Below are 14,110 nucleotides of genomic sequence, written 5' to 3' on the forward strand. Positions count from 1 at the left end.
CCCAGTTCTGAGTTAAAAATTCCGTAATAATATGTTCCGTTGTTAAAATTCACGAAGCGAAGGTATAAAATTTTTTTTAAAGTTGATGTATTTTTATAATTTCTTCCTGATTTGAGCCGGGAGATCAGCAGTCTCCTTTCCATTGTTGCCGGAGCATTGCAAAAGAACTTTTTGCCTGTAACAAAGCTATTTTTTTGTATTCGTAGTGGTTTTCCTTCTTTTAATATGCCCCGGATATGCGCAACCTGACTTTATTATGGTTTGACGACGACCGAACCTGCTTAAGACAAATGTTTCAGATAGGTAAGAAAGCCTTTCCGGTACTTTTATAATTTGTAGCTGCATATCATCATAACTTTTTTCACCCAGGTCTGTAAGCTCTATTTTGGTTTTTTCACCGGGAAATTCCTTGGGACTGTAAAGTTCTGCGGTTATTTTTCCTTTGATCAGAATGCCTTTAAGCCACCCGTTTTCCTGCTTTTCTCCCTGTCTGATCAGGTGATAGGTACCGTAAATACTGTCATTCTCTTTACCCTTCTGAAAGATGAGCCCGAATTGCCATAATGGAACGAATGTTTCATGGCTCGAATATGTCCAGAATCCTTTTATAGTATCTTTGATTTTCTGGTGATAAACCTCATCCATATAAGTATGTATCGCTATACTGTCACGGCTGTTAATATCGTGCGTCAGCGTGTTTTTATGGGCTTTCCTGCACGAAAGCAGAGAGGTTATACAGAATAATAAGAGGATAAAGTAGGCGGAATATAGTTTTTTGGATTTTGCATTGCCGTTACCATTGACCAGAAGCAGTAAAAAGCAAACAGGGAGTATTCTTTTCATGATTGTAATTCTGTTTTCGGGGTAAATATAAGTTTTATCATTCCTTCAGATGGGATGGTAGCAAGGAAATTGAGAAAAAATGGCTGAAATCAGGTATAATTTTCCGGAGTTTCCAATGAGCTTAAGTTATTTATTTTTAATAATTTTAATCATCATTAAATAATGTAAAATACTTCGTCATGAAAAGCAGACTTGGGTTTGGGATTGTTATTGTCCTGACTTTTATAAACCTCGGATATGCGGGAAACTTCAATCATGAATTTTCAGATTTTTCCGTCAGGATTACAAAAGACACTGCAAAAATCAAAGCAGCCTTTCATGAAGATGATATTGCTGCCAATGAATATTTAAAAGACCGTCTGAAACCGATTCAGTCTAACTTTAAAAGAATCAATTCCATTACCCAATGGACTTCCATCCTGAAGAGAGATATTGAGGGCGAATCTGCTGAAGGTGGTGAAGCTACGTTTTTCTTTAAAGGTAAACGTCTGGAAAAGATTTTAGCCAGACATTACGGCGAAATGGGACAGGCTCTGATTGAATATTACCTGATGAACGGCCAATTGTCTTTTGTTTTTCAAAAAGACTACAAGTACAACCGTCCGATGTTCTATGATATCAAAGCAATGAAGGAAAATAATGACTCGGAAGTTTTTGATTTCAAAAAGTCAGAAATCACGGAAACCAGGAATTATTTTGAAAAGGGAGATCTTTTTCATATTGTGAACAGCCAGGATTGTGGAGCTCCTTTTAGTGGTGAATATATGGCTGCAGAAGAGAAAAGTATACAGGATGATTTTAAAAGATTGACGAAGCTTTTGAAGTGATAAGAAATAGTTGCATATATCCTCTCGCAGATTGAGCTGATTCCGCAGATTTTTAATTGAAAACTTTTGTTTTAAAGGCTTGATAGTTTAATATTTACGTAAGGTTAATTGTAAGACTGATTCTGCTGTTGGTTTTGCATATATTCTCTCGCAGATTGAGCTGATTCCGCAGATTTTTTTAATGAAAATCAGAGATTTTCAAAGGCTTATGTGTACTTAATATACGCAAGAATATCACTTAAAATAACTTAAGTGTTAAAAAGCTTTTGTGACTTTTATGGTTGAATTAATGAATGTTTCCTGCCGGATTAATAATTATTTAGTTTCCCTGATGAGATTAAGCCGTTCTTCCACCTCTTTGATTTTCCCGATCCAGTAGTTGATGCCTTCCTGATTGGTTACGGTTTGTTTGAATGCATTCCTATTAACGGTCCATAGTCTTGAGCCGTTTTTCTGATACTCTACTTCACGCTCTCTTTTATTTTCAGGTTCTATGCGGTATCTCCAGAATACAAGCGAATGCATATATTCTGAACGGATTTTTTCAAGGTAATTGATAATCGCTTTGCGGTCCTGTGGAATATATCCCGGTCCTGAGCAACCACAGGAATGGAAAGTAATTCCAACAGTATACAGATTCCGGATATGGGCCCATTGCTTGTGATCATTTTTTGCCGGTGATTCAAAATCCAGGCCCATATTGGCCATCATGCTTCCACATTCAGGGCATTTGGCTTCCACAGAAGTGGTTGCATCCCTGTCTACATCTTTTAAAACACGGCGTTTGAATGTCTTCTGACAATTGAAACATGCATAATGACATTTGTAAACCATCATGGCGTATCGGCACATATTACGATCTTATTCTTTGGTTATTAGTTATTTTATATTTTGTTTTCTTCTTCCTTAAAACTTATTCCCATCAGGCTGCTGGCGCTTCTCGGATCATACACGGACCAGACTTCACCCCAGGAAAACCTGTAAAGACATCTTGGATAAGGTGTTTTCTCTTTCCGGGTAGGAGCTATTCCAAGAATAAGGCTCAGAAATCTGTTGTTTCTGTAGAAAATCTGCATTTCTTTTTCCTCAGACCAGTCTTTCCAATCTTTTGCATCACCATTTTCCGATGTATTCATATGGATGCTGTGCAGCTGATCTCCCCAAAAGCACAGTTGAAAATATACCTGATATTCCTGTACTTCTATCGTGTTGAAATAATACCAGAAATATCCGGTTTTCACATCCCACATATTATAGTATTTTTCTTTATAAAAGGTTGTCTCCTGCAGTTCTTTAAGCAACATTCCTTTATAAAGTGTGGTATCAAAGGCTTCCAGCTCTATCCATCCGTTTTGATCATTGATCAGCATAGTTCAAAAAAATTGAAGCCATAAATATACCCGTTTTTTCTTTACAGACAACAGATAATATTTACAGCTTCCTGTAGAAATAGAAATATCAGTGTGTGTTATGGATTTGAAATGATTAATGTGGAAGGAATGTCAGACAGCCAAAGACTTTTTGTATCAATCAGACTCTTCCAGCTTTTGCTGCTGATGAGCATCAGGTCCTGGGAATTCAGGAATTCTTTCTCTATCTTTTTCTCATTATACAATGTAATATGATTGGGGGCCACCTGTTCAATACTTCTGATCAGCTCTTTCACTTCAATATTGTTACGGATCTGGCCTGCAGCATCCAGAATGATGATCTGAGAATTGTTGTTATTGATCAACCTTTTAGCATATTCCAGCAGGTAAAAATCACTTAGGTTAAAGATCGGGACAAAAACTTTGTCGGCAGTCCTGAAGTTTTTTTCTACCAATACACCAACGGGGATATTGGTTTTGTCTAAAATCTGAAGGGTAAAATCGTCAAAAGGAGAGTTGTTGAAGATATTTCCTTTGCCTTTTACCGTATTCAAAAGTTTTTCAGGATTGATAATTTTGGTGGTAAAACCTAATAATCTACCCAATAAACTCCCTTCATACATTGATTTTCCAAGCATGATCAGGAGAAGATCATAGTGGCCCTTATTCGTAATGCTGGTAAGATCATTTTCTATATCGGTAGAAGCTTTGAAGAGGGTAGTCACTTCAAGGTTAAGCTCATGGGAAGTTTCAATGACTTGCTGGAACTGAGAGTCTTCATATTCATCAATATCATAAGCATGCATTTCGTCTACAGGGGCAATATTCATAGCGGTGATGCTTTTATTGCCATTCATTTTATGGGTGAAATCATGCGCCAGCTTAAGGAGGGTGCTTCCGGATTCCGGCTTGTCAAAAGATAAGAGAACACGGTATTGAGAATCATTTTCATGTACAGGCTCTTCCTCTTTTTTAGATTTAAAAATAAAATTAATAAAATCCAAAGCAGGTCCGGTCATGAATGTTGTAAATAAAGCCATAATAACGAGCATTGCAAAGATTTCAGGGCTTAATACGCCAAGATCATACCCGATATTCAGTACAATAAGCTCCATTAAACCTCTTGTATTCATCAGAGCGCCGATCGTTAAACTTTCTTTCCAGTTGATCCCTACAAATCTGGCAGTGAGTGCACTTCCTGCAAATTTTCCAAGGACAGCGGTCAGAATAATGAAGCCTGCTGTGATCCAAAGATGTGAATCGTTCAAAAGGCCGATCTGGGTACGGAGTCCTGTAAAAACAAAGAACAGCGGCAGAAGCAGTACCAGTGCCACATCTTCTACCTTATCGATAAACAGAGTTCTGAATTTTGTATTTTCCGGCATGATGGCACCTGCCATGAAAGCTCCGAATAAAGCATGGATCCCAATAACTTCTGTTACATATGATGATAAAATAAGGGTAAGGAAAAAAATAGCCACCATAGGTTTACTGATTGTATTTTTCCCGGCCTGAAGATCCCCGATCCTTTTCAGGAACGGCCTTACGATTTTGATCATTAAGAATACATATGCTATTGCCATGATGATCACATAGATGGAACTTGTAAAGGAGCCTGCTTTTACAATAGCAATTACCGCTGCAAGAATACACCAAGCCGTAATATCATCAGCTGCTGCGCAGGTAATAACAATCGTTCCCAGCTTGGTCTTCTGAAGATTTCTCTCCTGTACAATTCTTGCCAGTACCGGAAATGCGGTAATACTCATAGAAATGGCTATAAATAAGGCAAAGGAGGTAAACTGAATCCCAGAAGGTGCGAATTCCTGATAAATAAAATACGACAAGCCTATTCCCAGCGCAAAAGGAATAATAATGCTGGCATGGCTGATCACTACCGCATCATGAGCTTTTTTTCGCAGAACACTGAGGTCAAGTTCCATTCCTACGATATACATAAAGAGGATAAGACCTATCTGACTGAGAAACTGTAGATTTCCCAATGATTCCTTTGGGAATAAAAATGCAGAAAACTCCGGGAAATACATCCCTACAAGAGAAGGCCCCAGCACGATTCCGGCAATCATTTCTCCAATTACACTGGGCTGTTTGATCTTCATACAGATCCATCCGAAAAGTCTGGCGGTAAGGATAATGGTTACAATCTGTGCCAGTAACAATGCCAGAGGATGATGAAGATTGGTTTTAAAAGATTCAAGGAAGTTTTCCCAGGTAGAGCCACTGCTGGTTTTACTGACGATATTTTCTTTGATTTCCAGGGTCTGTCCTTCTATGATAAAGAAGTACATCAGGCCGGAAAAAACGGCTATAGTCGTGATGTAGAAAATTAAATTTCTGTATTTCCCCAAATTCATGATTCCAATATTTTAATGCAAAGTTGATAAGAATATAGTTATGTTAAATACACTTTTTTTTAAAATGTAATGAATACTCTAAAAAATGTAATAAAATCTGTTTAAATGAATATCCGATGCCGGCTCCTAAAGTAGGAGTCTATGGACTTTTTTGAAAAGCAGGGAAAGCTTTCTGTAACAAAAACGGAAATGTTTGAAGGTCTATTTTCCGAATAACTCCAACAACGTACTTTTATAGGTATCTCCGATTTGCAGCTTCAGGAAACTGTCTCCTTCGGTAAGAATAGTTGTAATAATTTCGTTGGTGGTCAATACTTTGACGGAAGACAGTGCAATGATCTCTTTTTTATTGATCTGGGCAAAATCTTTCGCCGGAAGCATTTCCAGAAGATTTTTGAAATTGAGATTTTTTAAAACGATGACAGTTCCGTCATTCAGGGTGATATCCTTATCCCGGCTGTCAATTTCAGAAGTTTTGATGTAAACAATCTGGTCAGTAGGAATAACGGTTTTACCAATATTGGTATTCCATTCTATGAATGTTTTTTTCTGAATGGTGCTGATTTGTTCCTTTGCCTTATCAAAAGCCTGTATCAGGCGTTCTTTTTTAATGGGCTTTCTCACATAATCCACTACATTGAGATCAAAAGCTTCGGCTGCATATTCTTTATAGGCGGTGGTGAAGATGATCTTTTTTGAACCGGAAATCAGCTCGGCAACCTGAAGACCGGTCATGCCCGGCATTTCAATATCCAGAATGCAGAGATTACAGTCCAGAGAATCAATTTCTTTCAGAAAAATTTTAGGATCATTAAAGGCCTTTACCACTTCTACATCATCAATTTGTTCGCACAGAAGTTTAAGATAACTGATGGCCAGCAGTTCATCATCCAGAATAACGCATTTTATCATAGAATTCTCCTAAATTGATTTTTAATTCTGCTGTGAAAATCCCGTTTTTTGAACTTCTTTCCAGCTGATAGTAAGTACTGTAGATCATTTTAAGTCTTTGGTCAAAAGACTGGCTTCCGAAACCGCTTTTTTCCTTCTCAAGGATGTTTTTCAGGGAGGCTTTGTTGCTGACTTTCATGGTGAAGATTCCCTCTTCAAGCTCCATATAAATGGAAATAAAAGAATCCTGAGCCAGAAAATCAGTATGTTTGAACGCATTTTCTATAAGATCTACAGAGATTAACGGGGCAAACACTTTTTCTTCATATACGGAATCGGATTTATTGATCCTTGATTTGATCCTGAAATCGAAAAGAGGATTGATTTTGATCTTATTGATCTCGATAAGACTTAGAGCAAAAGTCAGTTCTTCCTTAGGACTTACAAACTTATTGTTGCTTTCGTATAAAATATAATCCAGAACGTTGGCCAGCTTATCGAGAGACATATAAGTCTGGTAAGCATGAGACTGCACTGAATTGAGAATGTTTTTAAAAAGATGGGGATTCAGCTTCGTACCAATATGTTCAAGGCGTACTTCATTCAGGCGCTGCTCAATGATCTTATTGGTTTCTGACAGCTTGGTATTTTTTTGTTTCAGCTTCTGATTCTGGCTAAACAGGTAAATACTCGTGGTCAGGAAAAGGAAAATGGCAAAAACCCCGATGAATATCAGATAATCGTGAATCATGTAGTAATTGCCTCCCATATGATCAGTGAAAGAAAATTATTTAAGTTTTTTCAGGCTGTTTACCGTCACGGTTTCCTCACATTTCTCAAAAGTGATTTCATAAGACGGCTTTTTTTCAGGATAAGAGATCAGGTAGTCCGGGCACGGTTTTTTTTGGGCGTGGCTGCGGTCAAAATCTACTTTTCCACTGGTAATGATGCTGTCTTTTATAAACTTCTCATCAATTTTGTAGGTGTTCATGGCATTCTTTGCTTCCTCAGAATACTTAAAGTCCTTTGACAGGGTTTCTGCGATCACACGGCTATTCGGTAAATAACCGCTGCAGCTTGCCCCTTTTTTGTTTAAAATAAAAAATACAATCAATAGACCCGGTATGAAGCCTATTGCATAAAATTTCAGCTTTTTCATTTAGAAAATTAAAAGATTGATATCGTGGTACGTAAGTCCGAAACGGTCACAGATGATCTTTTTGGTATGTCTTCCCTTGTACATATATAAGCTCTGCTTCATTTCGTTTTTGCGGATCAGCATATTTTCAAAACCGCCTTCTTCATCATAATTCAAAATATAGGAAAGAAAGAAATTCGAAATAGCCTTGGTTGTTGTCCTTGGCATTCTTGAGGTAAGATTCGGAAGTCCGCAGTGGATCACACCGTGTTTGATGATGTAAGGATCTTCCATGGTGGTAAGTTCTGAGGTTTCAATCACCTTACCGTTGTCTATGGTAATATCGATGATGACACTCCCTTTTTTCATTTTCATCACCATATCTTCAGTCACGATAGGGGTCATATTCAGTCTTGGAAGCGCTCCGATCACCACATCGGCACGTCTTAAGCTTTTGCTGAGTTCCTTCGGATCTATGATAGAAGTGGGAACCCTGCTGTCTACCATTGTGTGAAGTCTTCTGAGCTTAGATAATGAATTGTCGAAAACTTTTATGCTGGCACCCAGACCGATGGCTGCTTTTGTAGCAAATTCGCCTACAATTCCGGCGCCGAGAATGACTACTTCGGCAGGTCTTACTCCTGTGATTCCACCCAGCATTAAACCGTTTGACAATGCTAATAATTCTGAAGCATATAGTATGGAAACGGTTCCTGCAATTTCACCTACCAGTCTTACCAGAGCCAGCTGCTTGTATTCATCCACGATAAATTCGAAAGCGATGGCATTTATTTTTTTCTCTGCAAGTTTTAAGAAATATTCTTTATCCCTGAGGTTGATCTGAAGGGCTGAAACCAGATAAGTATTCGGTTTCATATATTCAATTTCATCTTCAGTAGGAGGGTTGACCTTTAAAATAAGATCCTGCCCGAAAGCTTCTTTAGGATCATTGGTAATTTTTGCTCCCGATTCAGAATACTGTAAATCTGTAAAAAATGAACCCTGCCCGGCCCCGGATTCTATAATGATCTCATGACCATTCTCTACCAACACCTGTACGGCGTCAGGAGTAATGCAGGTTCTCCTTTCGTTGAGACAGGTCTCTTTGGGAATTCCAATACTGAACTGTTTTCCCTTCTTTATAACCTCCAATTTTTCCTCTTTCGGCATCAATTCTTCTTCTGTGAAAGGAGTAAAAATATTTGTACTCATCCTTAAATTAAATTATGTCTTACAGATTGTTTTTTACACTCAATTAATGAGCAAAGATACATAATATTTAATCGAATGTAACTTCTCTGTTTTCACCCGTGTTCACAATACTCATTGTGTGGTAGTTGAGCCCGTAAAGCTCATCTTCATAGACTTCCGGCCATTCAATAATGCACAGAAAAGAATTGTCAAGGTATTCTTCAATCCCGATATCATAGACTTCTTCGATGTTTTTCAGGCGGTAAAGATCAAAATGATATACTTTTCCTTTGGGAGTGTTATATTCATTCACAATGGAGTAAGTAGGAGAGTTTACCTCGTCTTCACTGCCCAGGTTTTTAAGCAGAAATTGAGTGAAAGTAGTTTTTCCGGCGCCGAGGTTTCCTTTTAATAAAAGGATATTATGTTGTAATTGAGGAATGATGGTGTCAACAACTTCCTGCCAGTCTTCGATTTTATGGATAGTGAACTGCATATCGTAGTTATTTGTTTTGCAAAAATAATGATAAAACCTGCTAAATATAATGCACATGTATTATATAATTGTAAGGTTTTTTTTTATGTGTATTTTTGTACTATGATTTCCAAACAGACCATCGATAAAATATTCTCCACGATCAGAGTAGAAGAGATTGTGGGTGAATATGTGCAGTTGAAAAGAGCAGGGTCTAATTTCAAAGGGCTCAGTCCTTTTCACGACGAAAAATCGCCAAGTTTTGTGGTTTCACCAAGTAAGCAGATCTGGAAAGATTTCTCTACCGGAAAAGGAGGTACAGCGATCTCTTTCCTGATGGAAATTGAAAACTTTACTTATCCTGAAGCACTTCGCCACGCCGCCAAGAAATATGGAATTGAAATTGAAGAAGATCAGCGTGAAATTTCCGAAGAGGCCAAAAATGCACAAACGGAAAAAGACCTTCTCTATAAAATTCATGAAGTTGCCAATACCTATTTTCAGGAAATACTTTGGGATGACCAGGAGGGAAGAAGCATAGGGCTTTCTTATTTTAAAGAAAGAGAGCTTAAGGATGATATCATCAGAAAATTCCAGCTGGGATATTCTCCGGAGAAAAAGAATGCTTTTACTGCTTATGCCCTCGAAAAAGGGTATACCAAGGAGATCCTTGAAAAATCCGGACTTTCCATTTTTCCTGAAAACACACCTGCAGGAGTAGACCGTTTCCGGGAAAGAGTTATTTTCCCGATTCACAGTTTTTCAGGAAGAGTATTAGGATTCGGAGCAAGAATATTGAAGAGTAATGTCAAAACGGCAAAATATCTCAATTCCCCGGAAACCGAAATCTATCATAAATCTAATGTTCTTTACGGATTAAATCAAAGTAAGCAGGCTATTTCAAGAAAGAATGGCTGTCTTTTGGTAGAAGGATATATGGATGTGATCTCACTCCACATGTCTGGGATAGAAAACGTAGTGGCAAGTTCCGGAACTTCCCTTACCACCGAGCAAATTAAACTGATCAAAAGGCTTACTGAAAACGTAACCATCCTTTTCGACGGAGATAATGCCGGGATTAAAGCAAGTTTCCGAAGTATTGATATGCTTTTGACGGAAGGAATGAACATCCGTGTCCTGCTTTTCCCGGATGGAGATGACCCGGATTCCTTTGCCAGAAAACATCCGCAGGAATATGTAGAAAAGTACATTGAGAATGAAGCGATGGATTTCATTGACTTCAAAGCGGAAATTCTGTTGAGAGATGTAGGAAATGATCCTATCAAAAAAGCAGAAGCTATCCGTGATATTGTAAAATCGGTTTCCTTTGTGCAGAATGCGCTGAAAAGAGAGGTATATCTGAAGGAAGTTTCCAATAAATTCGGACTTTCCGAGCAAAGTCTTTTCAACGAGCTGGATGTTCAGAAGCAGATCACCCAGAATCAGACCCACCACGTTCAGCAGCAGCAAAAAGAAAAGGAAGCTCCAAAAATGGAGATTGTTCCTCCGGATAAAGAAAAAGAAGATCCTTTCCTGTTTGATGTTTTGTTTATGGAGAACAAACTTGTTGAGCATATGTTAGCATTCGGGGATATCGTTCTTAAAAGGAGAAATGAAAATAATGAAGAATATCAGATAACAGTGATTGAAGAAATTCTTCATCACTTTGAAGAGGAGCAATATACTTTTTTAATTAAAGGTAATGAGATTATTATCAATCAGGTAAAGGAAGGAATCCAGAAAGACGAATTGAGAAGTGGAAACTTTTTTGTATCTTTTATGGATGAAGAAATTACCACAAAGGTTGTAGATGCATTGATTCCTTTGGATGAACTGGAAAACTGGGCTTCCAGAAATATTTATCCGCCCAATTACGGAGATAAGGTGGCAGATCAGATTAAAGGTGATGTTTTGTTACATAAATACAGATATATTGATTATTTGATTACTGAAACAGATAAAGAGCTCGATCAGTACAGAGATACTGATGAATTAAAATATTATGAGCTTATTAAAAAAATAACGTTGCTGAAACAGGCTTCAATAAGGTTAAGCAATATCATTGAATATTCCCCGATCAAAGGGATCTACAGAGATAGAAGAAGATAGTTTAGAGACAATGTTTTCTATGATTCTGTGACAAAAAGTCCTATAAAATTTTAGGAATAAATATTGTAATTTAAACTTCGAGAATATTGTTAAAATAATACATAATAGAAATATGGACATTAAAAAGGAATTCAGAGACTTCTCTGTAAAACATTTAGGAAACAACGGTCTGGTTACCGATCAGTATATGGGAATGTATGGCCCAACGAATCTTACCCCGTACATCATGGAAGAAAGAAGATTAAACGTTGCTCAGATGGACGTTTTCTCCCGTCTGATGATGGACAGAATTATCTTCCTGGGAACAGGTATTGATGATCAGGTAGCGAATATCGTTACGGCACAGCTTTTATTCCTTGAAAGCGCAGACCCTTCAAAAGATATTCAGATCTATATCAACTCTCCCGGTGGTAGCGTATATGCAGGTTTAGGTATTTATGACACCATGCAGATCATCAAACCGGACGTGGCTACAATCTGTACAGGAATGGCTGCATCAATGGGGGCTGTACTATTGGTTGCTGGTGAAAAAGGAAAACGTTCTGCACTGAAGCACTCAAGAGTAATGATTCACCAGCCTTCAGGAGGTGCACAAGGTGTTGCTTCTGATATGGAGATCAACCTTAGAGAGATGCTGAAACTTAAGCAGGAATTATATGAAATCATTGGTCACCACTCAGGTCAGACTTACGAATGGGTTGAAAAATCTTCTGACAGAGATTACTGGATGACTTCTGAAGAAGCTAAAGGCTACGGAATGGTAGACGAGGTACTTCAGAGAGCTGCTGAGAAAAAATAATTGATTGTAAAATCATAAGAACCGCACCAATCTGGTGCGGTTTTTTGTTGGTTTAATTTTGGATTCCTACGGAATGACACAATTGGAATGATGGTTTATCCATACAGTTTGTCATTCCGTAGGATACAGCCACAATCAATCATGAAGAAATACTTCAGAAGGAATCTATAATCCAGACCATATTCTCAGCTGAAGATGTAAAAATTCCCCTCCTTTGGAGGGGTGGCGAAAATTCAAAGAATTTTTGACGGGGTGGTTTTCCATGTTTTCATAAAAAAGAAACTGCCTCAAAAGTCAAATAATTTGACTTTAATATTAATTAATGATTGAGTTAGGTTGTTTTTTACTTTTAAATTTTCTTTTTTCTGTTTATATTCAATTCATTTTGTAATTCTATTGTTAAAGTACAATTATCATTGTATTCAAGATCAGTTTATAATCAATTTATACTTTCGCAGCCATAAAAGAGAATATGAAAAATTTACTTTTATCTGTTTTGATACTTGCTGCATTTACATCATGTAATGATAACGATACCATCAATAATCCGGATACTGATATCAATTATTCCAGACTTCCTCAGGAGTTTCCTTTTACCAAATTGGCAACAATCAATGGAGTGGATGTAATCAATGGAGGATTTGGTTCAGGAGCAGCGGCACATCCTACCAGAAAAGGTGAATTTTACGTCATCACAGACCGTGGCCCGAATACAGATTATCTGAACGGGAAAAAATTCCTGACACCCAATTTCACTCCAACCATTATGCATTTTAAGATCAATGCAGAAGGAAATGTTGAGGTTATTAAATATATTAAACTTAAAAATCCGGGCGGACAGCCCATTACAGGACTCCCAAACCCTGTGGGAATGGGAAGTACGGGAGAGATACCTTATGATGCTGCCGGAAATGTTCTGGGGACGGATAAATACGGATTAGACAGTGAAAGTATTGTTGCTGCACCGGATGGTACATTCTGGGTTTCTGATGAATATGGTCCCCATATCGTACATTACAGTGCTGACGGAATTGAACTGGAAAGAATAAGCCCGGTGGGTGTAAATACAGGACCAAGAAAATTACCTGCGGTTCTAGCCAAAAGAAGAGCCAACAGAGGAATGGAAGGTCTTTGTATGACACCGGACGGAAAAACATTGGTAGGTACCATGCAATCAATGATGTTTGTTCCTACAAAAGCATTGGCAACCAATACAACCCTGACAAGAATTGTAACATTTGACGTCAATACCGGGCAGACCAGACAGTTCTTATATAAACAGGATGGGGGAGCTTCCGATTCGGTTTGTGATATTACCGCATTAAGCAGTACTGAATTTTTAGTAATCGAAAGAGACGGAAATTTCGGTTCACAGGGAGGAATCAAAAAAGTATACAGAATCAGCCTGGCCAATGCCACAGATGTAAACGGCACCGATATTAATGCTGTAAACGGGAAAGAAATAAACGGAAAGGCTCTGGAGCAATGCTCATGGGATGAAATTACCAATGCCGGAATAAAACCTGTTTCCAAAACCCTGGCCGTGGATCTGGTTAAAAAGCTGGGGTATGAACATGATAAATTTGAAGGAATTGTTTATTTAGGAAACAATAAACTGGCGGTTTTCAATGATGATGATTTCGGAGTTGTAGATGATGGAAACGGAAATCCCAAAACAAAAATTCTGCCTAAAACAGGAAAGGTGGATAAAGGAACAATGTATGTAGTCGATATTCAATAATTAGATTTTTTTAACGGAAACGGCGGAATCGAAGATTCCGCCGTTTTTTATTGATAGTCTTTTTTATTTCTTACTCCTCCAAAGAGGAATCTGTACATTAAAAATGCCTGTACTAAAACGTTCCCTATAAATATCAATATCGCCTGATAAGTGGGGATAAGAGCATAGAAGGGCAGCGATTTATTAAACAGAACTGCCGGAAATAGGGCCAGAACCTTGATCAGGGCCAATGGATAATTCAGGAACTCAGGCTTTAAACCTATCATAAACTGATCATAGATAAAGACATAAATCAAATCAAATAAAAGAAGTCCGAAGAATATTATACTGAATCTTTTTATGTTCATCCGA

Annotated in this window: 14 protein-coding genes; 4 read left to right on the forward strand and 10 right to left on the reverse strand. The window is 37.9% G+C overall.

The window, feature by feature from the left end:
* Window positions 1–186 precede the first annotated feature (186 nt).
* A complete protein-coding gene (locus tag ACTJJF_RS15415; RefSeq protein WP_312297713.1) occupies window positions 187–843 on the reverse strand; it encodes a hypothetical protein in 657 nt (218 codons plus the stop codon).
* Between the two features lie 179 nt (window positions 844–1,022).
* Between ACTJJF_RS15415 and ACTJJF_RS15420 the strand changes: the two genes are divergently transcribed.
* The gene (locus ACTJJF_RS15420) at window positions 1,023–1,670 is read left to right on the forward strand and encodes a hypothetical protein (protein ID WP_440700205.1); all 648 of its coding nucleotides are present in this window, start codon (window positions 1,023–1,025) and stop codon (window positions 1,668–1,670) included.
* A 315-nt stretch (window positions 1,671–1,985) separates the two neighbouring features.
* Here the strand turns inward: ACTJJF_RS15420 and ACTJJF_RS15425 are convergent, their stop codons facing one another.
* The 8 genes from ACTJJF_RS15425 to tsaE form a co-directional block, all read right to left on the reverse strand.
* Window positions 1,986–2,507 (reverse strand): hypothetical protein, encoded by a 522-nt coding sequence (locus tag ACTJJF_RS15425; RefSeq protein ID WP_440700206.1) that lies wholly within the window; start codon window positions 2,505–2,507, stop codon window positions 1,986–1,988.
* A gap of 47 nt (window positions 2,508–2,554) precedes the next feature.
* Window positions 2,555–3,040: a hypothetical protein gene (locus ACTJJF_RS15430; protein ID WP_440700207.1), complete on the reverse strand. Its 486-nt coding sequence runs from the start codon at window positions 3,038–3,040 to the stop codon at window positions 2,555–2,557.
* Window positions 3,041–3,138: 98 nt separating this feature from the next.
* Window positions 3,139–5,409, reverse strand: coding sequence for a cation:proton antiporter (locus ACTJJF_RS15435; protein WP_440700469.1), 2,271 nt, complete (start codon window positions 5,407–5,409; stop codon window positions 3,139–3,141).
* 207 nt (window positions 5,410–5,616) lie between these two features.
* Window positions 5,617–6,327 carry a LytR/AlgR family response regulator transcription factor gene (locus ACTJJF_RS15440; protein WP_312297708.1) on the reverse strand — a complete coding sequence of 237 codons (711 nt, stop codon included), beginning with the start codon at window positions 6,325–6,327 and terminating at the stop codon, window positions 5,617–5,619.
* The gene (locus tag ACTJJF_RS15445) at window positions 6,302–7,075 is read right to left on the reverse strand and encodes a histidine kinase (protein WP_440700208.1); all 774 of its coding nucleotides are present in this window, start codon (window positions 7,073–7,075) and stop codon (window positions 6,302–6,304) included. Before ACTJJF_RS15445 ends, ACTJJF_RS15440 begins: the two co-directional genes overlap by 26 nt.
* An 18-nt stretch (window positions 7,076–7,093) precedes the next feature.
* Entirely contained in the window at window positions 7,094–7,465 is a 372-nt protein-coding gene (locus ACTJJF_RS15450) for a hypothetical protein (RefSeq protein ID WP_312297706.1), read from the reverse strand.
* A complete protein-coding gene (locus ACTJJF_RS15455; RefSeq protein ID WP_440700209.1) occupies window positions 7,466–8,656 on the reverse strand; it encodes an alanine dehydrogenase in 1,191 nt (396 codons plus the stop codon).
* A 67-nt stretch (window positions 8,657–8,723) separates the two neighbouring features.
* Window positions 8,724–9,131, reverse strand: a complete 408-nt coding sequence (gene tsaE, locus ACTJJF_RS15460; protein WP_440700210.1) for a tRNA (adenosine(37)-N6)-threonylcarbamoyltransferase complex ATPase subunit type 1 TsaE — start codon at window positions 9,129–9,131, stop codon at window positions 8,724–8,726.
* A 102-nt stretch (window positions 9,132–9,233) separates the two neighbouring features.
* On the opposite strand from tsaE, the gene dnaG reads away from it, so the two are divergent.
* From dnaG to ACTJJF_RS15475, 3 genes are all read left to right on the forward strand, one after another.
* The gene (gene dnaG / locus ACTJJF_RS15465) at window positions 9,234–11,219 is read left to right on the forward strand and encodes a DNA primase (protein ID WP_440700211.1); all 1,986 of its coding nucleotides are present in this window, start codon (window positions 9,234–9,236) and stop codon (window positions 11,217–11,219) included.
* A 112-nt stretch (window positions 11,220–11,331) separates the two neighbouring features.
* Window positions 11,332–12,018 carry an ATP-dependent Clp endopeptidase proteolytic subunit ClpP gene (clpP, locus tag ACTJJF_RS15470; protein ID WP_312297702.1) on the forward strand — a complete coding sequence of 229 codons (687 nt, stop codon included), beginning with the start codon at window positions 11,332–11,334 and terminating at the stop codon, window positions 12,016–12,018.
* A gap of 472 nt (window positions 12,019–12,490) precedes the next feature.
* Window positions 12,491–13,759 (forward strand): esterase-like activity of phytase family protein, encoded by a 1,269-nt coding sequence (locus tag ACTJJF_RS15475; protein WP_440700212.1) that lies wholly within the window; start codon window positions 12,491–12,493, stop codon window positions 13,757–13,759.
* 47 nt (window positions 13,760–13,806) lie between these two features.
* Here ACTJJF_RS15475 and ACTJJF_RS15480 read toward each other — a convergent pair whose 3' ends face one another.
* On the reverse strand, window positions 13,807–14,106 hold the full coding sequence (locus ACTJJF_RS15480) for a hypothetical protein (protein ID WP_065397061.1): 300 nt from the start codon (window positions 14,104–14,106) through the stop codon (window positions 13,807–13,809).
* Between the last annotated feature and the right edge of the window lie 4 nt (window positions 14,107–14,110).

The sequence above is a fragment of the Chryseobacterium sp. 22458 genome (assembly GCF_052044975.1).
Taxonomy (GTDB): domain Bacteria; phylum Bacteroidota; class Bacteroidia; order Flavobacteriales; family Weeksellaceae; genus Chryseobacterium.

Bases quoted from the DNA above. Each gene is read 5' to 3' on its own strand.
- ACTJJF_RS15415 (WP_312297713.1), bottom strand. From the start codon at position 843: ATGAAAAGAATACTCCCTGTTTGCTTTTTACTGCTTCTGGTCAATGGT.
- ACTJJF_RS15420 (WP_440700205.1), top strand. From the start codon at position 1,023: ATGAAAAGCAGACTTGGGTTTGGGATTGTTATTGTCCTGACTTTTATA.
- ACTJJF_RS15425 (WP_440700206.1), bottom strand. From the start codon at position 2,507: ATGATGGTTTACAAATGTCATTATGCATGTTTCAATTGTCAGAAGACA.
- ACTJJF_RS15430 (WP_440700207.1), bottom strand. From the start codon at position 3,040: ATGCTGATCAATGATCAAAACGGATGGATAGAGCTGGAAGCCTTTGAT.
- ACTJJF_RS15440 (WP_312297708.1), bottom strand. From the start codon at position 6,327: ATGATAAAATGCGTTATTCTGGATGATGAACTGCTGGCCATCAGTTAT.
- ACTJJF_RS15445 (WP_440700208.1), bottom strand. From the start codon at position 7,075: ATGGGAGGCAATTACTACATGATTCACGATTATCTGATATTCATCGGG.
- ACTJJF_RS15450 (WP_312297706.1), bottom strand. From the start codon at position 7,465: ATGAAAAAGCTGAAATTTTATGCAATAGGCTTCATACCGGGTCTATTG.
- ACTJJF_RS15455 (WP_440700209.1), bottom strand. From the start codon at position 8,656: ATGAGTACAAATATTTTTACTCCTTTCACAGAAGAAGAATTGATGCCG.
- tsaE (WP_440700210.1), bottom strand. From the start codon at position 9,131: ATGCAGTTCACTATCCATAAAATCGAAGACTGGCAGGAAGTTGTTGAC.
- dnaG (WP_440700211.1), top strand. From the start codon at position 9,234: ATGATTTCCAAACAGACCATCGATAAAATATTCTCCACGATCAGAGTA.
- clpP (WP_312297702.1), top strand. From the start codon at position 11,332: ATGGACATTAAAAAGGAATTCAGAGACTTCTCTGTAAAACATTTAGGA.
- ACTJJF_RS15475 (WP_440700212.1), top strand. From the start codon at position 12,491: ATGAAAAATTTACTTTTATCTGTTTTGATACTTGCTGCATTTACATCA.
- ACTJJF_RS15480 (WP_065397061.1), bottom strand. From the start codon at position 14,106: ATGAACATAAAAAGATTCAGTATAATATTCTTCGGACTTCTTTTATTT.